At 73.2% G+C, this 23057-nt stretch carries 19 protein-coding genes; 11 read left to right on the plus strand and 8 right to left on the minus strand.

Annotated features, from left to right (window positions below; translation table 11 throughout):
• Positions 1 to 144 precede the first annotated feature (144 nt).
• Entirely contained in the window at positions 145 to 1329 is a 1185-nt protein-coding gene (locus WME76_RS29875; protein WP_437955658.1) for a DUF882 domain-containing protein, read from the plus strand.
• A gap of 203 nt (positions 1330 to 1532) precedes the next feature.
• Positions 1533 to 2432 (plus strand): sigma-70 family RNA polymerase sigma factor, encoded by a 900-nt coding sequence (locus tag WME76_RS29880; RefSeq protein WP_437955659.1) that lies wholly within the window; start codon positions 1533 to 1535, stop codon positions 2430 to 2432.
• A 45-nt stretch (positions 2433 to 2477) separates the two neighbouring features.
• Here the strand turns inward: WME76_RS29880 and WME76_RS29885 are convergent, their stop codons facing one another.
• Complete coding sequence (locus WME76_RS29885) at positions 2478 to 5264, minus strand: hypothetical protein (RefSeq protein WP_437955660.1); 2787 nt, start codon at positions 5262 to 5264, stop codon at positions 2478 to 2480.
• Complete coding sequence (locus WME76_RS29890; protein ID WP_437955661.1) at positions 5261 to 6643, minus strand: 3-keto-5-aminohexanoate cleavage protein; 1383 nt, start codon at positions 6641 to 6643, stop codon at positions 5261 to 5263. Before WME76_RS29890 ends, WME76_RS29885 begins: the two co-directional genes overlap by 4 nt.
• Positions 6644 to 6701: 58 nt before the next feature.
• Between WME76_RS29890 and uppS the strand changes: the two genes are divergently transcribed.
• The 3 genes from uppS to WME76_RS29905 all read left to right on the plus strand — a co-directional run bounded on the left by uppS (position 6702) and on the right by WME76_RS29905 (position 9942).
• Positions 6702 to 7565 carry a polyprenyl diphosphate synthase gene (uppS, locus tag WME76_RS29895; protein WP_437955662.1) on the plus strand — a complete coding sequence of 288 codons (864 nt, stop codon included), beginning with the start codon at positions 6702 to 6704 and terminating at the stop codon, positions 7563 to 7565.
• A gap of 3 nt (positions 7566 to 7568) precedes the next feature.
• Positions 7569 to 8390 carry a phosphatidate cytidylyltransferase gene (locus WME76_RS29900; RefSeq protein WP_437955663.1) on the plus strand — a complete coding sequence of 274 codons (822 nt, stop codon included), beginning with the start codon at positions 7569 to 7571 and terminating at the stop codon, positions 8388 to 8390.
• A 226-nt stretch (positions 8391 to 8616) separates the two neighbouring features.
• Positions 8617 to 9942 carry a Glu/Leu/Phe/Val family dehydrogenase gene (locus tag WME76_RS29905; protein ID WP_437955664.1) on the plus strand — a complete coding sequence of 442 codons (1326 nt, stop codon included), beginning with the start codon at positions 8617 to 8619 and terminating at the stop codon, positions 9940 to 9942.
• 123 nt (positions 9943 to 10065) lie between these two features.
• On the opposite strand, the gene ygfZ is transcribed toward WME76_RS29905, so the two are convergent.
• From ygfZ to WME76_RS29920, 3 genes are all read right to left on the minus strand, one after another.
• A complete protein-coding gene (ygfZ, locus tag WME76_RS29910; protein ID WP_437955665.1) occupies positions 10066 to 11070 on the minus strand; it encodes a CAF17-like 4Fe-4S cluster assembly/insertion protein YgfZ in 1005 nt (334 codons plus the stop codon).
• A gap of 92 nt (positions 11071 to 11162) precedes the next feature.
• Positions 11163 to 11714: a hypothetical protein gene (locus WME76_RS29915; protein ID WP_437955666.1), complete on the minus strand. Its 552-nt coding sequence runs from the start codon at positions 11712 to 11714 to the stop codon at positions 11163 to 11165.
• Positions 11715 to 11824: 110 nt separating this feature from the next.
• On the minus strand, positions 11825 to 12403 hold the full coding sequence (locus tag WME76_RS29920) for a hypothetical protein (RefSeq protein WP_437955667.1): 579 nt from the start codon (positions 12401 to 12403) through the stop codon (positions 11825 to 11827).
• Positions 12404 to 12589: 186 nt separating this feature from the next.
• On the opposite strand from WME76_RS29920, the gene egtD reads away from it, so the two are divergent.
• The 5 genes from egtD (at position 12590) to WME76_RS29945 (ending at position 17837) form a co-directional block, all read left to right on the plus strand.
• Positions 12590 to 13576, plus strand: coding sequence for an L-histidine N(alpha)-methyltransferase (gene egtD, locus WME76_RS29925; RefSeq protein ID WP_437955668.1), 987 nt, complete (start codon positions 12590 to 12592; stop codon positions 13574 to 13576).
• A gap of 140 nt (positions 13577 to 13716) precedes the next feature.
• Positions 13717 to 15045 carry a vitamin K epoxide reductase family protein gene (locus WME76_RS29930; protein ID WP_437955669.1) on the plus strand — a complete coding sequence of 443 codons (1329 nt, stop codon included), beginning with the start codon at positions 13717 to 13719 and terminating at the stop codon, positions 15043 to 15045.
• Between the two features lie 7 nt (positions 15046 to 15052).
• Positions 15053 to 15751: a hypothetical protein gene (locus WME76_RS29935; protein ID WP_437955670.1), complete on the plus strand. Its 699-nt coding sequence runs from the start codon at positions 15053 to 15055 to the stop codon at positions 15749 to 15751.
• Positions 15748 to 16455: a TlpA family protein disulfide reductase gene (locus WME76_RS29940; protein ID WP_437955671.1), complete on the plus strand. Its 708-nt coding sequence runs from the start codon at positions 15748 to 15750 to the stop codon at positions 16453 to 16455. The genes WME76_RS29935 and WME76_RS29940 overlap by 4 nt, the downstream gene beginning before the upstream one ends.
• A gap of 209 nt (positions 16456 to 16664) precedes the next feature.
• Positions 16665 to 17837 (plus strand): PAS domain-containing protein, encoded by a 1173-nt coding sequence (locus tag WME76_RS29945; RefSeq protein WP_437955672.1) that lies wholly within the window; start codon positions 16665 to 16667, stop codon positions 17835 to 17837.
• A 7-nt stretch (positions 17838 to 17844) separates the two neighbouring features.
• Here WME76_RS29945 and WME76_RS29950 read toward each other — a convergent pair whose 3' ends face one another.
• Entirely contained in the window at positions 17845 to 18402 is a 558-nt protein-coding gene (locus tag WME76_RS29950; protein WP_437955673.1) for a methylated-DNA--[protein]-cysteine S-methyltransferase, read from the minus strand.
• Positions 18383 to 19909 carry an AlkA N-terminal domain-containing protein gene (locus WME76_RS29955; protein ID WP_437955674.1) on the minus strand — a complete coding sequence of 509 codons (1527 nt, stop codon included), beginning with the start codon at positions 19907 to 19909 and terminating at the stop codon, positions 18383 to 18385. Before WME76_RS29955 ends, WME76_RS29950 begins: the two co-directional genes overlap by 20 nt.
• A gap of 281 nt (positions 19910 to 20190) precedes the next feature.
• Between WME76_RS29955 and WME76_RS29960 the strand changes: the two genes are divergently transcribed.
• Positions 20191 to 21243 carry a Glu/Leu/Phe/Val dehydrogenase dimerization domain-containing protein gene (locus tag WME76_RS29960; RefSeq protein ID WP_437955675.1) on the plus strand — a complete coding sequence of 351 codons (1053 nt, stop codon included), beginning with the start codon at positions 20191 to 20193 and terminating at the stop codon, positions 21241 to 21243.
• Positions 21244 to 21286: 43 nt separating this feature from the next.
• Here the strand turns inward: WME76_RS29960 and WME76_RS29965 are convergent, their stop codons facing one another.
• Positions 21287 to 23026, minus strand: a complete 1740-nt coding sequence (locus WME76_RS29965; RefSeq protein ID WP_437955676.1) for a carbon starvation CstA family protein — start codon at positions 23024 to 23026, stop codon at positions 21287 to 21289.
• Positions 23027 to 23057: the final 31 nt, after the last annotated feature.

Below are 23057 nucleotides of genomic sequence, written 5' to 3' on the forward strand. Positions count from 1 at the left end.
TTTACGCTTGCCTGCCGCCCGCCTATCGAAGCTCGATATGCGGTGCGGCGCCCCCGGGTTGACCGGCCGGCGCGCGCCAGCCCAGGGTAGCACCGTCCGGGGCTCGTTCGCCGGGCACGGATGACGTCAGGTCAGAGTCCCCTCATGCATCCGGACTTCTCCCGTTTCCGCGGCCCCCGCGGCCTCCGCGGGCCCCACGCCAGCGCCGCGATGGAGCCCCGCCCCCGGTCCTCGCGGCTGCGCTCTACGCTCGCCGCCCTCGCCGCGGCCTTCCTCCTGATCGCGGCGCCCGGCGCCGCGCTCGCCGAGGACGGCGAGCACACCGTCTACGCCGGCCAGACGCTCGGCAAGATCGCGAAGCGGTACCGGATCACGGTCGACGCGCTCCGCGAGGCGAACGGGCTCAAGCCTGGCCAGAAGATCCACCCGGGCCTCGTCCTCGTGATCCCCGAGCGGGGCAAGCCCGGCGCGCGGTCCGCGCCGGCCGCGTCGACCCGGGGCGCGGCGCGGCGCGACACGCCGGAGCGGAACCGCAGCGCGAGCGCGAAGGAGCGGGCCGCCGAGGCGCTTCCGCGCGGCAAGGGGTCGGCGAAGCGGGACGCGAAGGCCGATGCCCGGTCGATGCCGCCGAACAAGCGCTACGAGCAGCGGTCCAAGCGCCCCGGATGGGTCCGCCTGGCGCGCGGCGCCGAGCGGCTCGAGCTCCGGCTGCTCACGCCGAAGGGGCGCCTCGTCCCCAAGGCCCTCCCCAAGCTCAGCCGGCTGATGCGCGCGTCGCCCACCGCGTCGATCCCGATCGACCCGCGGCTCGCCACGCTCATCGGCATGGTGAGCGACCACTTCGGCGGCAGGACGATCCGCGTCGTGAGCGGTTATCGACCCTACTCTCCTACCCAGTACACCCCGCACTCCAACCACAACTTCGGTCGCGCCGTCGACTTCATGGTCGAGGGCGTGCCCAACACCGTGGTCCGCGATTTCTGCCGCGGGTTTCGCAACGCGGGAGTGGGATATTACCCCAACTCGACGTTCGTTCACCTGGACGTCAGATCAGATAAGGTCTACTGGGTGGATTACTCGAGGCCTGGAGAGCCGCCGCGCTACGAGGGCGCGAGAGGCTCTGTCGGGGCCGACGAGGCCGCGCGGGATGTCCCCCTCTCGGCAGAAGAAGAGGTGTATGGGTCAGGCGGACCCCGCACCACGCCTTCGCAACCCGCGAATACTACGGGGACAAACCTGGATGCGGGGAGCAGCGTCGGGGACACACAGAAGAGCCTGGGTTCAGGAGCACCCACCCCGGTCCCGGCCGCTTCACCGGGCGGAAGGTGAGCTGCCCAGGTCGCTGGCTAGTATCCACACACTGAACATCCGCACCAGACACAATTGCACGGCTCCAGCTTGCACGCTGCGAGAGTTGTGGCACCAATCCACCTCACGTGCAGCAATCGACCCGACTGCAGCGGGAGGGGTTCCCTCCTCTCAGGTCACTCCCCCCGTGCTGTGACGGGGAAGAGTTTGTCCAGCCGGTCATCATGGGCACGTCGTGCCCGGTCGACACGTGTGACCGCGCGCTGATCGAGGCGCCCACGGCGCTCGGTCTCCCGTCGCTCGATTCGCTCGATGCGGCGCCGGGCCTCCCGGTCCAGGAGCCCGCCGCGGCTCGCGCGCACGATGCATGGGAGTCGGCGGACGTCGCGTCAAGCTGCGCGAACGATTTCTGGGAATCTGCGGAGACCGCGACTTCCTGTGCGATCGAGGAGGCGTGGGGGTCGGCGGAGCCGGAGGGCGTCGCGAGCGGCCCGCCATGCTGTACCGACGCGGCCTGCGCGAGCGGGCCGCGTGACCGCGAGCCGCTCCGTCCCGAGGTGCTGAAGGGGTACTTCCCGCTCGTGCGCAAGCTGGTGCGGCAGGTGTCGCGGCACCTGCCGCCCAACGTGCAGCGCGACGACCTGCTCAGCGCGGGCATGCTCGGGCTCGTCGACTCGCTCCGCAAGAACGGCGGGAGCGACGGCGAGACGTTCGCCGGCTACGCGAAGCTCCGGATCCGCGGCGCGATCGTCGATGAGCTCCGCGCGCAGGACTGGCTCTCGAGGCGGGCGCGCGAGGCGGTCGAGGCCGCCGGGGCCGCCGCCGGGACCTGCGGATCGACCGTCTTCGTGAGCCTCAGCGAGGTGACGCCCACCGAGGAGTCGGTGCACATGGCCGGGGGCGACGACCCGATCGAGGCGATCTCGGCGCAGGCGACCCGGCAGGCCCTGGCCTTCGCGATCGCCCAGCTCCCCGAGCGGGAGCGGCGCGTGATCGGCATGTACTACTTCGAGGGCGCGAAGCTGAAGGACATCGGCGCGGAGCTCGGGGTCGGCGAGCCGCGCGTGTCGCAGCTCCACACGCGCGCGCTCGGGATGCTCCGCGGCATGCTCTCGCACGCCTGATCTCCTTCAGGTCAGCCCCACGCCTGCCCTATCGGCCCCACGCGATCACGGGGACGCGTCCCCGGTGAGCCGGCGCGCCCGGCCGGGCATCGCGAGGCCGACCGCGAAGAGGGCTGTCTCGTCGTAGGCCTGCTGCAGGGCGGGGTCGCCCGAGGCCCGGTGCACGAAGGCGTTGCGGTGCGCGCCGCGGTCGAGCGCGACGACGCGGGCGCAGCCGAGGTCGAGCAGCGCCTCGGTCGTCGCCTCGTCGCTGTCGAACGTCGTCGTGGCGACGAGGAGCGTGCCGTCCTCGAGCACGCAGGCGGCGCCGCGCCGGCGCATGGTGCCGATCTCGCGCGCCTCGGGCCGCAGCCTGCCGTCGTCGGCGGTGAGCGGCAGCTCGGTGGCATCCATGTCCGGCGCGAGCTCGACGCCGCCGGCCGGGCGGATCTCGACGCGGCCCCGGCGGACCAGCAGCAGGCCCCCCTCGCCGCGGAAGCGGAGGCCGATCGTGCCGCCCACGGCGAGCCCGCGCGGGCCGCGCCGCCGGCCGGTGCCGACGCCGATCGCCGCCAGCACCTGCTGCCGCTCGTCCTCGGGCACGTCGGCGGCGAGCTTCGGCGCGGTCCGCGGCGAGATCTCGCGCGAGCCGGCGCGGAGGCGGAACAGGAACCGGTCCGGCGCGAAGGCGTGCACGCGGACCTGCGCGCCGAGGTGCACGGCGCTCGCGGCGTACACGGCCGGGCTCCACGCGGGGGGCGGCTGCGCGCCGCCGTCCTGGGCCCAGTCCACGCGCTCGCCCGGGAGCGACAGATCGGGCGGCGGCGGGCCGTCCGTCGATCGCGACTCGAAGTAGAGAAAGGGGCCCGGCGAGGCGGACGCGACGTGCGCCGGCGGCGCGATCGACATCGCGGGCGCGAGGCGCTCGGCGGTCAGGCTGCCGTCCTGCTGGGCGCTCAGGAAGGCGACCCCGAGCGGGTCCGGCGCGCTGCCCAGCGAGACGCCGGCGACGCACCCGGCGCGCGCGAGCGCCGCCCTCAGCGCGGCCGCGTCGAGGGCGCCGCCCCACGCGTGGACGACGAAGCCGCGGTCGGTCACGCACAGCGCCGCGCGCTCGACGACGAGGTCGTCGCCGTCTCCGGGCGGGAGCGCCGCGTCGCGCGGGGCGCTCGCCGCGGGCGCGGCGGCGAGGGCGGGGAGCGGGGCCGCGGCGCTCGCCGCATCGAAGAGCGAAGGGCCCTGCCAGAGCGCCCAGGGGAAGCGCCTCGGCCCCTCGCCGCGGAGCGCGCCGGCGCCCGCGGCCGCGGGGCGCTGCCACAGCGCCCAGGGCACGCGCTGGAGATCGCCGGCGGATGGCCACGCGCCGACGTACGGACGGCCCGAGACGTCGACCCCGAGCGTCGCCGCGCCGTCGCGCGGCGGCACGAGCGCGCGGCCGCCGACGACCATGCCGAGCGCCTCCGCGTCCGCGTCCGCAGGCCGCGTGACCGGATCGCGCGGCCCGTGGACGCCGAGGCCGATGGCGCCGCGGAGCGTGGACGCGTCGGGGAGCTTCCCCGTGCCGCGCGGGCCGACGGTCGGCCGGGGCGCCTCGAAGCCGGCCTGCAGGGTGAACTTGATGTGCCGCGTGTCGATCGCGAGCAGGTGGACGAGCATCTCCCGTCGCTGCGGGTCGGGGCGGACGGTCGTGGCGGCGAACGGGCTCGCCGGGCGCTGCGGGTCGCCCTCGATCCCGGGGAGCACGCGCGGGAGCGACGGCGCCACCAGCGTCCAGGCCCCCTCCCCCGGCACCGGGGGATCGACAGCCGGGGCGACCGGCGGCGGCGGCCAGAGCGAGGGCCACCCCTGCGGCGCGGGCTCCGGAGACGCCGGGCCGTGCGTCAGGTACGCGCCGGCGGGCTCGGCGCGGAGCCCCGAGGTCGCGCGGACCGCGGCGAGCGCGAGCCGCTCGGCGGCGGCGGCGGCCCCCGAACCGAGCAGGCGTCCGGCGGACGGCCCGGCGAGCTCCGCGAACGAAGGCACGCGGCGCGGGACGCGGTGCGCGCGAGCGCCGAACGGGTCGTTGCCGCCCGTGTCGAGCTCGCCGGTGCCGGCGCTCAGCGCCGCCGGCACCGCCTCGGGCCCGAGCGCCATCACGAGGGCCTCGTCGGCGAGGTCGAGCCGCGCCGACGCGGGCGGGCTGTCGAACCAGATCTCGGTGCGCGACGCGCCGGCCGCGCTGCCGGTCTCGATCCAGCCGTCGATCGCCGCGCGCAGCCGCTCGCCGAGGGATCGCGGGCGCGCGTCGCCGGCGAGATCGAGCAGCGTGATCCCCTGGACGGCGCCGAAGGCCGACGTGGTCACCGCGACGCGGCGGCCGCGGGCCACGAGGTTGCGGTCGTCGCCGAGGGGCGTCTCGGTCAGGTTGCGGACGCCGCCGAGGCTCACCGGCCGCCCGGAGCGGGTGAGCCGCACGCGCGCGCGGTACAGGTCGGCGGCGCCGCGCCCGTCCGGCGCGCGCTCGGCCTCCGCCGCCTGCGCCGCGCCGTCGGCCGGGCGCTCCGCCTCCCCCGCTCGCGCCGCGCCGTCCGGCGCGCCCTCCGCGTCCGGCGGGCGCGCGACGCCCAGGAACAGCACCCGGCGGCCCAGCAGCGCGTCGGAGAAGAACCCGCCGCGCTCCTCCCAGACGAAGTCGTCCGGGCTGACCGTGCCGCCGATCGCCTCCCCGAGCATCCCGGCGATCGCGTCCGCGGTGCGAGCGGGCGGCGACGGCGTGGAGAGCCGCGCCGCGGCCCCGACCAGGGCGACGCCGAGCGCGACCGGGAGCCGGCCGCGCAGGTGATCGGCCCATCTGGAGAGCGATCGGTCGGTCATCCCTGCGCGACCGCGCTCCCTCCTCCGACGGCGCCGGGCTGGGACGCCGCGGCGCGCGGGCGGATCCCGAGGAGCTGGCGCGCGCGGTCCGGATCGACCACCTCGCGGCCGATGCTCCGCGCGAACGCGGCGGCGCGCGCGACGAGCGGCGCGCTCCCCTCGGCGAGCACGCCCCTGTCCAGGTAGATGTTGTCCTCCAGCCCGACCCGGGCGTGCCCGCCGAGCTGCATGGCGAGCTCGGTCATCGGGCGCTGGTGGCGGCCGACGGCGGCCACGCCCCAGGTGGCGCCTCGCGGGATCTGGCTGATCATGAAGCGGAGCACGTCCTCTCGCGCCGCGATGCCGCCGGGCACCCCCAGCACGAACTGGAAGTGGAGCGGCTCCTCGAGGAGCCCCCCGGCGAACAGGCTGAGCGCCTCGTGGATATGGCCGACCTCATAGCACTCGAGCTCAGGGACGCTCCCCGCCGCGCGGATGCGCGCCGCCATATCCCGGATGAGCGGCCGGGTGTTGTCGAAGATCGCGTCGCCGAAGTTGATCGTGCCGCAGTTCAGGGTCGCCATCTCGGGCTTGCAGAGCAGCGGCTGGGCGCGCTCGTCGACGCTCATCCCGACGGCGCCGCCCGTCGACGTCTGGACGATGACGTCCGTCTTCTCCTGGATGGCCGCGATCGCCTCGGCGAACAGCGCGCTCGACTGGCTCGGCGACCCGTCCGGGTTCCGGACGTGCAGGTGGATCACCGCCGCGCCCGCGTCGCGGCAGCGCGCCGCCTCGTCCGCGAGCTCGCGCGGCGTGACGGGCAGGTGCGGCGTCTGGGCCCGGGTCGTCTCGGCGCCGACGATCGCCGCCGTCAAGATGAGGGCGCTGTTCGGCGGCGTGACGATGATCCGGGGCGGCGGCGTGATGATCGGCCGCGGCTCCGGGAGCTGCGCGTGGTCCGGGGGCGGCGCCGACAGCGCCGGCAGGACGAGGCGCGGCCGACGCTGGAGCTCCTTCGGGACGACACAGGTCCCGAGCGCCCGGCAGACGATGACCGGCTCGGCCAGCGCGTCCGCCGCCGAGGGCGCCACCCCGGGTTCGCGGACGCTGGCGACGACCTTGCGCGCCTCGAAGGCCATCGCGCGCGACGTGGCGCCGACCTTGGTGACCACCCCGGTCGCCTCGATGAAGTCGCCTGCTCGGACAGGGGCGAGGAACTCGACCGCCTCGTACGCGCGGAAGAGACCCTCGTCGCCGTCCAGACGGATGAGGAGCTCGGTGGCGACGTCCCCGAAGAGCGCGAGAATACGCGCGCCGTCACACAGCTCCCCCGCGTAATGTGCGTCGTGCGCGCCCATCCTGACGCGCAGCGTGACCGTGAGACCAACCCCAGTGCTCATGGGCGCGAAGACTCAACAGTCGACAGTCGGTAGTCAACAAGGGAAACTCCCCCCGCCGATGAACCTCGTAGAAGCCAGAAATCTCCCGCGCCACGTCGGAATCATCATGGATGGCAACGGCCGCTGGGCCGAGCTGCGCGGCGAGCCGCGCGAGGCCGGCCACAAGGCCGGCAGCGCCGCCGTGCGGCGGATCGTGCGCGTCTGCCGGAGGCTCGGCGTCGAGGCGCTGACCCTGTACGCCTTCAGCGAGCAGAACTGGGCGCGGCCCCGCAACGAGGTCGACGCGCTCATGGGGCTCCTGCGGGAGTTCCTGATGAGCGAGCGCGGCGAGATCCTCGAGAACGACATCCGCCTGGTCGCGATCGGCGACATCAGCCGGCTCCCCGAGTTCGTGCGCGAGGTGCTCGACCCGCTCCGCAAGGCGTCCTCCGCCAACATGAGGATGACGCTGGCGCTGGCGCTGTCCTACGGGGCGCGCGAGGAGATCGCCGCCGCGGCGCGCGAGCTCGCGATGGAGGCCGTCGCCGGCCGGCTCGATCCGGAGGCGATCGACGGCGCGCTGCTCGCCGCGCGGCTGCCGAGCCTGAGCGTGGGCGAGCCGGATCTCATCATCCGCACCGGCGGCGAGCAGCGGCTCTCGAACTTCCTGCTCTACGGCGCCGCGTACGCCGAGCTGTCGTTCACCGAGCGGCTGTGGCCGGACTTCACCGAGGACGACCTCTTCGCGGCGATCGCGACCTACCAGCAGCGCGACGGCGGCGTCGAGCCGCAGCGCGACGGCGCCGCCGGGCCCGCGCGCGGGTCGCAGGGCGGGGGCGGCGGCGGGGGCGAGCCGGTCGGCGCGCACGGCGCGCGCGACGTCGGTCGGCCGTGGCGCGCGCGCGAGCTCGCCTCTCACAACGGTTCACGGACGGGAGTCTGACGCTTGGCTGCTTCCAACCTCGCGATGCGGTTCATGACCGCGATCGTGGCCGCGCCCCTCCTCCTCTCGCTGCTCTACCTCGGCCCCGCCTGGGGTTGGGCGGCGCTCGTCGCCGTCGCCTCGGCCGTCGGCGCGCTCGAGCTCTTCGCGATGACGCACGCGGACGACCGCGCCGCGCGGTTCGTCGGCGTCGCGCTCACCCTCGGCGTCCTCGGCGTGATCTGGCGCTACACGAGCTCGCCGGGCGCGCTCCTCGCGCTGATCTTCCTGCTCCCGTTCGTCGCGATGCTCGTCACGCTGGTGCGGCTCGGGGAGATGCGCACCGCGGCGCTGCGCGTGCTGGCCATGACGTTCGGCCCGCTCTACGTGGGCGGCGGGCTCGGCGCGCTGGCGCTGCTCCGGCGCGACGCCGGCGCCGACGGCCCCTCCTTCGTGGTGCTGGCGCTGCTGCTCTCCTGGTTCTCCGACACGGGCGCCTACTTCGCCGGCCGCTTCCTCGGCCGGCGCAAGCTCTACGAGGCGGTGAGCCCGAAGAAGACCGTCGAGGGCGCCCTCGGCGGCCTGCTCTTCGCGGTGCTCGGCGCGCTGGTCGCGCACTTCTGGTTCCTGCGATCGCTGCCGCTCGTCGACGCGGTCGCGCTCGCGATCGTCGCGGGCGGCCTCGGACAGGCGGGCGACCTCGGCGAGTCGTTGTTCAAGCGCTCCTTCGGGATCAAGGACTCTGGCGGGATCGTGCCCGGCCACGGCGGCATCCTCGACCGCGTCGACGCGCTGCTCGTCACCGGGACGATCACGTATCTGTATGTCCTGTGGACAAGGACCTGAGCGACACCTCGCGCCGCGCGGCGCAGCGGCCTCCAGCGCCGCCCGCACCGCGCCCGCGCCGCAGCCTCGCCCCGCGATGCGGTCCAGCCGCCGTTAACGCGGCGCCTCATCGCGTATTCCCAGCCTGACGCAGCGTCCCGAGTCTCCGGACATTGGATAACGCGGCGCGTGAAAGCGCGGCCGCCATTGAATCGGGGGGATCCGGGCACTAGAAAGTTACAGAGCCATGGAAGATCAATTCAGTGCCAAGTCCACGACTCCGCCGGTGAGCAACCCACCGGCACCGGGTCAGAAGCCCAAGTACGAGTTCTTCAAAGTCGTCCAGGGTTACCTCGACGAGGCTGCCCGCCTGATCGAGCTGCCGGGTTACATCACGACGATCTTGAGCCAGCCCAAGAACGAGATCATCGTCAATTTCCCGGTGCGGATGGATGACGGCAGCATCCGGCTCTTCAAGGGCTACCGGATCCAGCACAACAACCTCCTCGGGCCGTTCAAGGGGGGTGTTCGTTATCACGAGTCGGTGTCGCTCGACGATCTCAAGGCGCTGGCCGCGATGATGACGTGGAAGTGCGCGCTCATGAACCTGCCTCTCGGCGGCGGGAAGGGAGGCATCAAGTTCAACCCGAACGAGGTGTCGCGCGCCGAGCTCCAGCGGATCACGCGCCGGTTCTTCCATGCGCTCGGCTCGAACATCGGCCCGGAGACGGACATCCCGGCGCCCGACGTCGGCACGGACGCGAAGACGATGGCGTGGGCCATGGACACGTACATGAACACCGTCGGCCAGCTCTTCAAGCAGGCGGTGAAGGGCGTCGTGACGGGCAAGCCGGTGGCGTCCGGCGGCACGTACGGCCGCGAGAAGGCCACCGGGCAAGGGGTCGTCCATTGCATCACGGAGTGGGCCGAGGACAACGACGTGAACCTCGGCGGCTCGACGCTGCTCGTGCAGGGGTTCGGCAACGTCGGCTCGCACACGGCAGTGCTCCTCTCGAAGCTCGGCGCCTCGACCGTCGCGGTCGGCGACCACACCGGGTATCTGTACAACCCGGAGGGGTTCAACCCGCACAAGCTGCAGGACTACGTGAGGAAGCACCGCTCGATCGCGGGCTATCCGGCGGGCAAGCCGATCAGCCGCGAGGAGTTCTTCCGGCTCAAGGCGGACATCTTCATCCCGGCGGCCCTGGAGAACCAGATCGGCGTGGAGGAGGCGAGCTCGCTCCAGGTGCGGCTCGTGGCCGAGGGCGCGAACGGGCCGTGCACGCCCGAGGGCGAGAAGGTCCTCCTGGAGCGCGGGGTCGACATCCTGCCGGACGTCCTCGCCAACTCGGGCGGCGTGACGGTGAGCTACTACGAGTGGGTGCAGAACAAGCGCTCGGAGACGTGGACGCTCGAGGAGGTCGACGCCCGGCTCGAGAAGGCGATGAAGCGGGCCTACCGCGAGGTGACCGAGATGGCGCGGCAGAAGAAGTGTACGCTGCGGCTCGCGGCGTATGCGGTGGCGCTGCAGCGGCTCGCGGCGGTGTACGGAGAGCGCGAGATCTTCCCCTGAGATCCTTCGCCAGGCCAAGGTCGAAATCCCTCCGGAGAGTCGAAGTCGCTCCGGAGGAGAATCGGATACAGCGAGCTGGGAAGTTCGCCCGGCGTGACGGAATGCGCCCGTCCGGCGCAGCGCTCATCGCTTCGGCGCTGCGCCGCTCGACGAAGGCGCCGCGCTCGGCGCGCGCGTGATCTCGGCCGAGCGGCCGGCGATCTGGAGCGCCGTGCCCTGGACGGCGTGCTTGTACTTCACGTAGCCCAGCGCGATCACCCGCTGCCCGCGCGGATCGCTGACCTGACTCGTGACCTCGCCGACGGCCGCGCCGTCCGGCAGCGCGATCTCCGCGCCGGCCGGCACCTCGCCCTCCCCCTCGACGGCGAGCTGCACGAGCCGCTTCTTGGCGTGGCCGCGCATCTGTAGCATGAACACCGTCTCCTGCCCCAGGTAGCAGCCCTTGTTGAACGAGACAGCGCGCTCCTCCAGCGAGGCCTCCTGCGGGAAGTTCTGCTCGTCGAAGTCGACGCCGAACCGCGGGACGTTGTTCTCGACCCGGAGCACCTCCCACGCCGCCGCGGTCGTGGGCTGGACGGGGCCCGCGTCGGCCGAGGCGAGGAGCGCCGCGACGACAGCGCCCTCGGCCGGCCGCGGCGCCACGAGCAGCGCGCCCCCGAGGCCGGTCCAGTCCACGATCGCCGCCTCCGCGCCGGCCGCGCGCCCGGCCGCCGCGAGATCGGCGGCCCGCGGGCCGTGGGCGAAGACCCAGGCGTGCTCGTCGGAGGCGTCCTGGAGCTCGGCGTCCTCCATGATGAGGTAGCGCTCGAAGCTCTCGCGGAGCCGCTCGATCCGATCGCGCAGCGCGCCAACGTAGATGCGATCGGCCGCGACGACGATCCACACCTCGGCGAAGATCTTCCCTGTCTTCACCACGTTGAGCCCGTACGCCCCGCCCGCGGGCGGCGCGGCCTTCGCCCCGGCGGGAAGCGGCTTCTGCGGCGCGAGATCGCAGGTCACCAGGCCGTTCAACCAGCTCTGTCGGTCCGAGCCGGTGACGATCAGCGTCCCGAGCTCGGGCATGGCCTGCACGAGCGCCCCCTCGCGGAGCGCGCGCCGCTGCTCGTCCAGTTCGTGGGTCGGGTCCATCGGGGCCGGATCGTGGAGGCGGAAGGCCTGGCCGTCGAGGGGCGGCGCGACATTTCGCCGGCGACCACCCGCGCGCTGCAGGCCGCCGCGCGCTAGGGATCGACCTCGGCGACGAGCGCCGGGAACTGCGGCGAGGTGTGGAGCGCCGGCGGGACGATCGCCGCGTCGACGTGGCCCACGAGCCGGCGGAGCGCGTCGGCGTCGGCCGAGCGCACCTCGGCGACCACCGTGAGCGTCTTCGGGAGCGACGCGACGCTGGCGATCACCGCCTCGGCCGAGTCGCCCCGGACCAGGACCGCGCGCGCGCCGACCTTCGCGGCGGCCTCGGCCCCCTCCGGGCTCTCGGCCAGCGCGAGCGGCAGCATGCGCATCGTCCTCGCCCCCTTGGCGAGCCGGTCCCACTCGTCGAGCGGCAGGAGCGCGTCGATGCAGACCCCGTCCGCCCCGTGGTAGCGGGCCGCGAGCGCGCCGTCGCGATCGCTCACCTTCGACAGGCAGAGCGACGGCACGGTCTTCGTCGCGCGCGCAGCCCCCTGCATGGCAGGCCCCGCCTCGGCGAACGCGAGCGCCGAGATGTTGAGCTCATGCAGCCGCGCCGCATCTTCTGCCGGCGCTTCCGAGCCAACGAGCCCGACAAGGGCCATGCTCTTTCTGCGGGTGGAGATCACCTGGAGAAGATCGCGTGTGGACGGGACGATCGATCCCGCGTCGAAATCAGGCATGGGACGGCCGGTAGACGAGCCTGACGCGCGGGTCAAGCGAGGGATCGCTCGTTCTCCTCGACCTCGGTCCGGGAATCCATGGCTGGAACGTCCTGCACGCGCATCCACACGGCCGTCTGATCACCCTCGTAGCAGACGCTGCCTTCGTGACGGAACTCGAACTCATAACGGATCATGTGGCGCTTCACACCGAGCCGAGAGCGCGTCGCCATGCACGTCGCCTCGATGGGCGCGCCCGGCTGGACGAGCTTGCGAAAGACCACCCGGTGGATGTTGGTGCCATAACCGATCCACCCCTCGCGGTGCCGCAGGCCGAGCAGGTGGTAGGCGTGCACGAAGCCGAGCATCCCCGTCGCGTGCACCATGATCGCGCCGGCCACGTGGCGCGGGTGCAGCAGAGGGTGCGCCCGCTGCGCGTCGACCAGCGGCATCGGCCTGTCGGTCGGCATGCGGCAGCGCACCAGGCTCCGCGCGGCGTCCACCTCCAGGAGCTCGTCGAAGAAGAGCACCGAGGGGTCGTAAGGCAGATCCGCGAGGAACTCGGCGTCGAACGGACCGAGCTTCACAGGGTGGGGCGCGCCGCTCGCAGCGCCGGGTGCAGGGGTCGTCATCGATGTGGCTCTGGTCCCGGATCCCCCCCGGGAGCGCTCCTAGCAGCGGGGAATCGCGAGGGCAACGGGTCGCCTGCCCCGCGAGAAAAGGCGGAGGATCACCGGAATGCGCGCGACGCAGCTCGAAATCGTTGGGGCTCCATCGATTTCAAGGCGCCATCGCGGGTCCGAGGCTAAGTTTCTGTGATGCAAAGGACAGAATTCCTCGATCGCTTCATGGCCGATGTGAAGGCGGGCCTGAGGGCGTCGCCCAAGCACCTCTCGCCGGAGTATTTTTACGATGCGCTCGGCTCGCACCTGTTCGAGGCGATCTGTCAGCTCCCGTGGTATCCGCTGACGCGCGCGGAGCGGGCGCTGCTCGAGCGGCACGCCGAGGAGATGGTCGCGCCGTTCGGGGAGGGCACGTCGATCGTCGAGCTCGGCTGCGGCAGCGGGGAGAAGCTCGCCCTGCTGGCGGCGCCGCTCTGCAAGCGGATCCCGCGCCTCGGCGTCCACCTCGTCGACGTGTCGGAGACGGCGCTCGATCTCTCGCGCCGGACCCTGGGCCGCCTGCCGCGCGTGGAGACGTCGGCGCACCGGGCCCGGTACGAGGAAGGCCTGGCCCTCGCGACGGCGCGGCGGTCGCCGGGGGCGGGCGACGGGGGCGCGGTCCTCGTGCTGTTCCTCGGGTCGAACATCGGCAACCTGGACCCGGAGGCCGCGGCGGCGTTCCTCGCGGCGCTGCGCGCCTCGCTCCGCCCCGGGGACGGGCTGCTGCTCGGCGCCGACCTGGTGAAGCCCGCGGCCGATCTCGTGCTCGCGTACGACGATCCGCTCGGCGTCACGGCCGCCTTCAACAAGAACCTGCTCGCGCGCGTCAACCGGGAGCTCGGCGGGACGTTCGACCTGCGCTCGTTCGATCACCGCGCCGCGTGGAACGCGCAGAGCGCGCGCGTCGAGATGCACCTCGTCAGCCGCAGGCGGCAGGCGGTCCGCGTGGGCGCGCTCGACCTCGAGATCGCCTTCGAGGAGGGGGAGTCCATCTGGACAGAGAGCTCGTACAAGTACGAGCCGGACGGCGTTGTGCGCATGGGGGAGCGCGCGGGCTTCCGCTGTTTCAAGCAATGGATCGAGCCGAACGCGCGGTTCTCGACGACGCTGCTCCTCGCCGAGGAGCGCGCGGCCAGCCGATGAGCAGCCGATGAGCCGGCGGGCTCGACGCGATGCGTCTCGCGGAGGGATCCGCGGCGCGGCGCGATCGCGCCTCGGGGGATGCCTGAACGCGCAGGCGTCCTATTTGACGCGTTGCCTGCCCTCGCGTAACGACATGCGCCATGTCAGGCAGCCGTAACCCTCGCTGGCCTGCGGCGCTCGCGCTCAGCGGGTCGCTGCTGGGCCTGGCGTTCAGCGCCTCGTCGACGTTCGACTACATCCGGCACCTCGACCGGCAGGTCCACGACCTGCACTGCAGCTTCATCCCCGGGCTGAGCGCGCAGGAGGGCGCCGACACGGCGTGCCGCGTGGCGATGTACAGCCCCTACTCCGCCCTGTTCCGCGAGAGCTTCTGGGGCGGTATCCCGATCTCGCTGTTCGCGCTGGGCGCGTTCGCGTTCTTCGCCGCGTTCGCGCTCTACGTGCTGCTCTCGGCGCAGCACGCGCCGCGGCGCGCGGCGCACTTCCTCTTCGCCGCCGGCCTGACGCCGCTCGCCGTGTCGATCATGATGGCGGTCATCTCGGCGGTGCGCCTCGGGGTGTTCTGCAAGACGTGCGTCGGCATGTACGTCTCGTCGGCGCTGCTCGCGGCCGGCGGCGTCTGGGCGTTCCTCGAGGACCGCAGGCAGGCGCGCGCGGCGGCCTGGTCCAGCGCGGCGCCGCGGGCCGGCGCGGCCGCGGTGGGGCCCACGGTGCCCATGGCGCCCCTCGGCGCTGTCGACGGGCCTGTCGGGCCGGGCGCCGCGCCCGCGCGCCGCATGGGCTCGACGCTGCTCCTGCCGGGCTGGCTCGTCGCGCTCGCCGTGTGCACGGTGACGCCGGCGCTGCTCTACGCGAGCGCGCTGCCGAGCTACGCGAGCTACCTGACCGGCTGCGGCAAGCTGGAGAAGCCGACCGAGCCGAACGGCGCGCTGCTCCACGTGAAGCACGCGGGCGCGGTGCAGCCGGCGACGATCTTCGTCGATCCGCTCTGCCCGACGTGCAAGGCGTTCCACCAGCGGCTCGTGTCCGAGGGCGTGTTCGACAAGCTCGACGTGACGCTGGTGCTCTTCCCGCTGGACAGCGACTGCAACTGGATGCTCGACCGGCCGGTGCACCCGGGCGCGTGCATGCTCTCCAAGGCGATCATGTGCAGCGATCACCGGGCCATGGATGTGCTCGAGTGGGCCTACGACAACCAGGAGGATCTGCTGGAGGGCGCGAAGGCGGGGGCGGGGGTCGCCAACGTGCAGGCGGCGATCCGGCAGCGCTGGCCGGGGCTCGACGCGTGCATGGACTCGAAGGAGACGGCGCTGCGGCTGAACCGGATGCTCCGCTACATCGTGGACAACAAGCTGCCGGTCTCGACGCCGCAGATGTTCCTGGGGACGACGCGGCTCTGCGACGAGGATACCGACATCGGGCTGTCGTACTCGATACGGCAGCTCGCGCCGGCCCTCCGGACGAGGTGAGGTGATCATGAGAGGCGCAGGGATCATCGGGATCGTGGCCGGTTGCGCGATGCTGGTCGCGTCCGGCGTGACGGTGCACGGGCAGGTGCAGGCCGCGTCGGCGCGCCTGAAGACGGGGGTGGCCGCGGCGGTGCGGCCGGCGGTGGCGATCGCCAACGACGCGGAGGCCCCGTACTGCACGCCGGCGTTCAAGACGGTGCTGCAGCGGGTGCTCAACGCGTGCGGGCTGGTCGGGGCCGAGGCGCGGCGCGGGTGCCAGCCGGCCGACGTGAAGACGCTCGCGTCGATCAGCGACGACGACTTCAACGCGCTCTTCACGCCGCTGAAGCAGCGCGGCGGGGTCGTGATGTTCGACGACGGCTCGGAGAAGCTCGACGACGACGCGAAGAAGATGATCGAGGAGATGTGGCTCGATCGGCGCGGGGCGCGCTACTTCTTCATCGTCGCGCGGGCGTCGAAGACGGGGACGCCGGAGTTCAACCGGACCTTGTCGCACAAGCGCGCGAACAGCGTGCTCTTCGACATCGCCGACGCGACGAAGGAGCAGGACCTGGACAAGAAGGTCGGGATGCTGTGGCTCGGGAACGAGTTCGCCCAGCTCGGGGCGGAATACTGCCAATGGAACGTCTCGCGGAAGAACAAGGCATGTACGGCAGAGGCCATCAACCGGAGCGCGTTCGTCTCCTGGGTGGACTGCCAGCTGTGAAGAGGAGCAGGTCTGTCCGCGGCGCCCTCGTCGCCCTGGCCGTGGCCGCGGGGCTCGCGGGCGGGTGCGATCAGGAGAAGAGGGCGGATCTGCCGCCGCCCCCGACGCCCGGCCAGGGGCGGAGCAACGCGGTGACGGTGCCGGGCGCCGCGGCGACGGCGAGCGCCACGGCGACCGCGACGGGGGCGGCGCCGGCAGCGCCGGCAGCGCCGCGGCTCCTCTGCGCGGGGCAGTCGCCGCGGCCGGCGCCCTCGTCGGGGGGGCTGACGGCGGTGGCGGCCAAGGGCGCGGAGGCGCCGCCGGCGAACATCGGGTTCGGCGTCGGCAAGTGGGTGTGGGTGAATTTCTGGGCGGCGTGGTGCAAGCCGTGCCTGGAGGAGATGCCGCGGCTGCTCGGGTGGCAGCAGAAGCTCCGGGCGGCCGGCGTGATGATCGACCTGGCGTTCATCTCGATCGACGACGACGAGCGGCAGCTCTCGCGCTTCCTGGAGGCGCAGCCGGGCACCGGGGTGCGCGCGTCGTACTGGCTCCCTGAAGGGCCCCAGCGGACGGGGTGGCTGCGGGCGCTCGGCGTGAAGGAGACGACCGAGCTGCCGATCCACGCGATCGCGGCGCCGAGCGGGCAGGTGACGTGCGTTATCCAGGGGGCCGTGGAGGACAGCGACTATCCGACGATCGCGGCGCTGTTCGGGGCGAAGAAGTAGGCGGCTCGGTCGCGAGTGGACCGTTCGACGAGCCTTTCAACACAGCCCGCGGTGCCCTGTACGAGCCGCGCGCGGGGAGCGGGCCGCGAGCGCGCGCCTCTGCTCCTCGACCATGTTGAAATGCCTTCGGGGTCGACGCTTGCACGCGAACTCACGAGAGGTAGCTGGATGGCGTCCTCTGGCGGCGAGAGTCTGGGAACCTGGTGAACTTGGCAGATAGATACATCGAGCTCACGCGGGAGCTGCTCGCCGTCATCGAGGGCGAAGAGGCGACGATCACCTGGGTCAACCCTGCCTGGCAGCGCGCTCTGGGCCTCGGGCCCGATGCGCTGATCGGCCGAAGTTTCCTCGACCTGATCCCGCCCGACCTTGCCGCGACGGCGCGCGAGGCGCTGAGCCGCGGGCGCGCCGCGCCCGCGCCGCTGCGCGACGTCCGCATGCCGGTCCGGCTCCCTGGCGGGGCGCTGCGCTGGCTCAGCTGGTCCATGGCGCCGGAGTCGGCCCCCGGCGGAGGCCCTGGCGCCTCGCGCCTCGTCGTCGCGGGCCACGACATCGACGCGGAGGTGCGGCAGGCCGCACAGCGGGACGCCCTGGAGCGGGAGCGGCGGCTCTTCACCGGCGGGCCCGTGGTGGTGTTCCGCTGGGTCGCGGCGGAGGGGTGGCCGGTGGAGTACGTGTCCCCCAACGTCGCCCAGCAGTTCGGCGTCACCGCCGAGGATCTCCTGAGCGGACGGGTGCCCTACGCGAGCCTCGTGCACCCCGACGATCTCGGGCGGGTCGGCGCGGAGGTCGCTCAGTACAGCGCGGAGGGGCTGAAGACGTTCGAGCAGGATTACCGCCTGGTGCGGCCCGGCGGAGAGGTGCGCTGGATTTACGACTTCACGGTGGTGAACCGCGACGGGGCGGGGGCCGTCACCCACTACGAGGGCTACATCGTCGACATCACCGAGAGGAAGCGCGCCGAGGAGGAGCTCCGGCGGCAAGTGGAGCTGGTCGAGCAGCAGCGGGCGGCCATCCAGTCGCTGTCGACGCCGGTGATCCACGTGTGGGACGGCGTGATAGCGCTCCCCGTGGTGGGCTACGTCGACACCCGCCGCGCGGCCGACATGATGGGCGCGCTGCTCGACGGGATCGTGGAGCTGCGGGCGCGCTGCGCGATCCTGGACCTGACCGGCGTCGAGGTCATCGATACAGAGACCGCCGGTCACCTGATGCGCATGGTGTCGGCCGCGGGGCTCCTCGGGGCGGAGTGCATCGTCTGCGGGATCTCGCCTGCCATCGCGCAGACGCTGATCGCGATAGACGCGGAGCGCTTCACGGTGAAGGCGCTCCCCCGCCTCCGGGACGCGCTCGCTTACGCCATCCGCGCCGCGCAGCGCTGAAGGGCGCTCAGCGCTCCCGCGCCCGCCCGGGGGACGCAGCGCCGCCGAGGCGCTCCGGGGAGCCGCCGCGCGCGCCGGCCTCGTGCGCGAGCAGCCATCGCTTCCTCTCGATGCCGGCGGAATAGCCCGTGAGCTCTCCGCCGGACCCGACGACGCGGTGGCACGGGATGACGAGGCAGATCGGGTTCCGGCCGTTCGCAAGGCCGACGGCGCGGGACGCGGACGGCTGGCCGAGCGACGCCGCGATGTGGCCGTACGTCCGCGTCGCGCCGGGAGGGATGCGCTGGAGCTCCGCCCAGACGCGGCGCTGGAACGCCGTGCCGCCGGGCTCGACGGGGATGCCCGCGAGCGCGCCGTGGTCGCCGCCGAGATACGCCTTCAGCCGGCTGGAGAAGCCGCAGGGGTCCGCGGCGGCGCGGAGCGCGACGGCGCCATACCGCGCCTCGAGCGAGCGGCGGAAACGCGGGGCGCAGTCCGCGAAATCGAGGCCGTGAAGCGCGCCGCCCCCGGCGGCCAGCAGCAGGATCCCCATCGGCGACTCGACCTCATCCAGCGAGAGCTCCACGCGACACCTCCCTCTGCGCGGGCCGCGCTGCCTGCGCGTCCGCCGTCCACAAGAGCACCGCGGCGTAGGCGCGCCACGGGCGCCACGCCTCCGCCATCACCAGGAGATCCGCGCCGGAGACGCCGCCGAGCGCGCGCCGCAGGGCGAGATCCGTGGCCGGGAACGCGTCCGGCTCGCGCAGCGCGCGCATCGCGATGTAATGCGCGGTCCACTCGCCGATGCCGGGCAGGCTGGCGAGCGCGCGCACCGTCTCCTCCAGGCCGCGCGAGGCGTCGAGCGCGACCTCGCCGCGCGCCACGCGCGCCGCCAGGGAGGTGATCGCCGCCGCCCGCGCCCGCGGCAGGCCGAGGTCCGTCAGGTCGGCCGCGGCGAGCGCCTCGGGCGTCGGAAAGACGAAGCGGAGGCCGTCGCCGCCGTCCTCGGGCAGAGGAGCGCCGCGCAGCGAGAGCGGCTCGCCGTGGCGCGCGACGAGGCGGCCGGCGAGCTGCGTCGCGGCGCGCACGCTCACCTGCTGGCCGAGGATCGCCCGCACCGCGAGCTCGAAGCCGTCCCACGCGCCCGGCACGCGCACGCCGGGCGCCGCCGCGACGAGCGGGGCGAGCCGCGGGTCGGCCCCGAGGTGCGCCGCGATCGCGTCGGGATCCGCGCCGAGGTCGAAGAGCCGCCGCAGGCGCTCGGCGCAGTGGATCAGCCCCTCGGTGCCGGGCAACCGCAGCCGCGCGAGGAGGCAAGGCTCGCCGGGCACCGGGCGCACCTCGACCACGCCGTGCCCGCCCGCCACGCGCACCGCGCGGCGGTACACGCCGGGGCCCGCAGACTCCACGCCGGGGATCGCGCGCGCCCCGAGGAAGCCCGCGAGCGCGCCCCAGTCGAGCGGCGGGCGGAACGGGAGGCGCAGCGCGATGTCCGGCGCGCCGTCGGCCTGCGCCGCGCCCCCACCCCGCCGCGACGCGGCCTGGCGCAGCTCTCGCGGGGTCCGCGCGTAGGTGGCGCGGATCGCGTCGTTGAAGCGGCGGACGCTCGAGAACCCCGACGAGAGCGCCACCTCGGTCATCGAGAGCGCGGTCTCGTCGAGGAGCTTCTTCGCGAAGAGCAGGCGCCGCGTCTGCGCCACCGCCAGCGGGGAAGCGCCGACGTGGCGCAGGAAGAGCCGCCGGAGGTGGCGCTCGCCCACCCCGAGCCGCGCCGCGAGCGCCGGGGCGTCCGCGTCGTCCAGCGCGCCCTCCGCGATGAGCCGGAGCGCCCTCGAGACGACCGCCGACGTGCCGAGCCACGCGGGCGTCCCGGGCGAGGCCTCGGGGCGGCAGCGCAGGCACGGGCGGTAGCCGGCCTCCTGCGCGGCGGCCGCCGAGGGGAAGAAGACGCAGCGCTCCCGCTTCGGCGTCCGCGCCGGACAGATCGGGCGACAGTAGATGCCCGTCGACAGCACACCCGTGAAGAAGCGACCGTCGAAGCGAAGGTCGCGGGTCTCGAGCGCGCGATAGCAAGCGTCCTCGTCGAGCCGCATGCAGAGCGTCGTAGCGCGGCCGCCGCCGCGCCTCTGGCGGTTTTCGGACCCGAGAGGACGGGCGCTCTGGGTGGCGGTCACGGCGCCCCGGGCGAGGCCGTTCAAAAGTCATAAGCATTTGATATTATTATATTTTATTCTTGCCATCTGCGTTCATCCCGGATCCGACCAAGACCGCAGGGGCAGCCGAGCCTGATCGCCCCCCTGCGCCGAGCGCGCGCGGCGCAGGGGCCGGCGCGCCGGGTCAGGCGGCCCCGGCGGGGATGGTACGCTCGGCCCGCATGAAGAGCGTGTTCGACACCCTGGCCGTCACGGGACACGAGCAGGTGCTGTTCTGCGCCGACGAGGCCGCGGGCTACCGCGGGATCATCGCCATTCACAGCACGGTGCTGGGCCCGGCGCTCGGCGGTACGCGGCTCCTCCGGTACGCGAGCGACGAGGACGCGCTGATCGACGCCCTGCGCCTGTCGCGCGGCATGACCTACAAGAACGCCCTCGCCGGGATGGACGTCGGCGGCGGCAAGGCGGTCGTGGTCCTCCGCAGCGGCGCGGAGCCGCTCGATCGGGAGCGGCTCTTCCGCGCGCACGGGCGCTTCATCGAGCGCCTCGGCGGCAGGTTCGTCACCGGCGAGGACGTGGGCACCACCCCCGCCGACATGGAGCTCATCCGGCGCGAGACGCGCCACGTCAAGGGCCTCGCCGGCGAGGGGGGCGACCCGTCGCCCTGGACCGCGCGGGGCGTGCTCCGCGCGATCCAGGCCGCGGCCCGCCACCGCTGGGGCAGCGACGACCTCGCGGGCCGCACCGTCGCGCTCCAGGGCTGCGGCAGCGTCGGCAGCCGGCTCGCCGCGGAGCTCCACCGGCTCGGCGCGCGGCTCGTCGTCGCGGACGTCGATCCGGAGCGCGCGCGCCACGTCGCGGCCGAGCTCGGGGCCGCCGTCGCGCCGCCGGACGCGATCGCCGCGGTCCATGCCGACGTCTTCGCCCCGTGCGCGCTCGGCGGCGTCCTCGACGACCGCGCCGTGCAGGCGCTCCGCGCGGAGATCGTCGCCGGCGCGGCCAACAACCAGCTCCTCGAGCCGCGCCACGGCGACGCGCTCGCGGCGCGCGGCGTCCTCTATGTGCCCGACGTCGTGGCCAACGCCGGCGGCGTGCTGAGCGGCGGCGCGGACCTCTTCGGCTGGTCGCGCGCGGAGGTCGAGCGGCGCGTCCACGCCATCCACGACACGGTCCTCCTGGTCCTCGAGAGGGCGAAGGCCGACGGCACGCCGCCGCACGTCGCCGCCGAGCGGCTCGCCGAGCAGCGCCTCCGCGAGCGCGCCGCCGCGGCGTGACCGCGCCGGACGCGCTCGCCGCGCCGATCGCCCGGGCGCCCCCTCAGCGCGCCGGCCTGGCCACCGGATCGGCGGCCGGGCCGTTCTTCATCGCCTTCACGGACTCGACCATCAGCGACAGCGCGAGCCCGATCAGCGCGAGCCCCACGAGGCCGTTCAGCGTCGTCGCGTTCAGCGTGAACCCCTCGGCGCGTACGGCGGCGAACGCGCCCCGCACCTGGAGGATGAGGGCCCACACCGTGATCGCCATGACGAACACCATCGGGATCGCCGTGTACCAGATGCGCCGCTTCTCGCGGTGCAGCCAGACCGTGACCGCGAGCAGCGTCAGCGCCGCGAGGAGCTGGTTGCTCGTGCCGAACAGCGTCCAGAAATCGAGGTACGCGGGCCGCACGCCGGGCGCGGGCGGGCGCGCGGTCATGATGAAGAGCGTCGGCGGCGCCAGCGAGAGCGCTGTCGCGGCCGCGGACAGCACCCTCCCCTTCCAGTGGAACAGCTCCTCGAGGATGTAGCGGCTGAGGCGGGTCGAGACGTCCAGCGTGTCGAACACGAAGGTGGAGAACGCCATCGCGCCGAACGTGGCGGCGAAGAGGAAGTGATCCTTGCCGATGATCACGGTGAGGAACCTGCCGATCCCGTCGCCGTAGATCTTGCCCGGCCCGGGCAGCTTCGTCCCCTGCGCCACGATGACGAGCGTCGCGAGCGCGATCAGCGCGACGAACGCCTCGGCCAGCATCGCGCCGTAGCCCACCGGGTGGGTGTGCGTCTCCTTCGAGATCTGCTTCGACGTCGTCCCCGAGCAGACGAGCCCGTGGAAGCCCGAGCAGGCGCCGCACGCGATGGTGACGAACAGGAACGGGAAGAGCATGCCGGTCGCGCCGCCGGCGTTCCACGTGGTGAACGCGGGCTGCCGCAGCTCGAACTCCCCCGGGTACCGGAGGTTCCCGAAGAAGATCCCGATCACGCCGACCGCGAGCGCGATGTAGAGGACGAACCCGCCCAGGTAGCCGCGCGGCTGGAGCAGCAGCCAGACCGGCAGGAGCGAGGCCACGAAGCAGTAGACGAGGATGATGAGGCCGAACGCGCGCTGCGGGTTGTCGACCGGCAGCACGAACGCGGTCGAGATCTGCGTGCCCATCCAGACGACGAAGAGCGTCGCGGGGACGAAGATCACGGTGGTGAGCCAGAGCGGCGGCTTCAGGTACCGCTCGACAACGCCCATGACGAGGGAGAGCGTGAGGTAGGCGGCGCTCGCCGCCGCGACGGCGCCGCCGGGGTTGAACTGGAACGTGCCTCCCTCGAACTCCTCGGTCTTGCCGACGAAGGTGCTCGCCGTGATGTCCGTGAAGGCGACGATCACGTAGGAGAGCGCGAGCCAGATGAAGATCATCATCGACAGCCAGGCGCGCCGGCCGATGTGCCGCTTCGCGATCTCGGCGACGCTCTCGGCCTCGTGGCGGACGCTCGCGATGAGCGCGGAGAAGTCGTGCACCGCGCCGATGAAGACGACGCCGAACGAGATCCAGAGCACGCACGGGAGCCACCCGAACGTCTGGCCGGCGAGGATCGGGCCGGCGATCGGCCCCGCGGCGGCGATGGCGCTGAAGTGCTGCCCGAACAGGTAGAACGGCTTCGTGGGCACGTAGTCCTCGCCGTCGTTCACCTTGACCGCGGGGGTCACCGCGCCGTCGTCGAGCGCGTAGTTGCGCGCGACCAGCCTCCCGTAGAAGCGGTAGCCAAGGCACAGCACGACGATGACGGTCAGGGCGAGCAGCGGCAGCACGCGGCGGAGTATAAGGCCATCCGCGCGCCCC

It is taken from the genome of Sorangium sp. So ce119, assembly GCF_051524405.1.
Lineage (GTDB): Bacteria > Myxococcota_A > Polyangia > Polyangiales > Polyangiaceae > Sorangium > Sorangium cellulosum_G.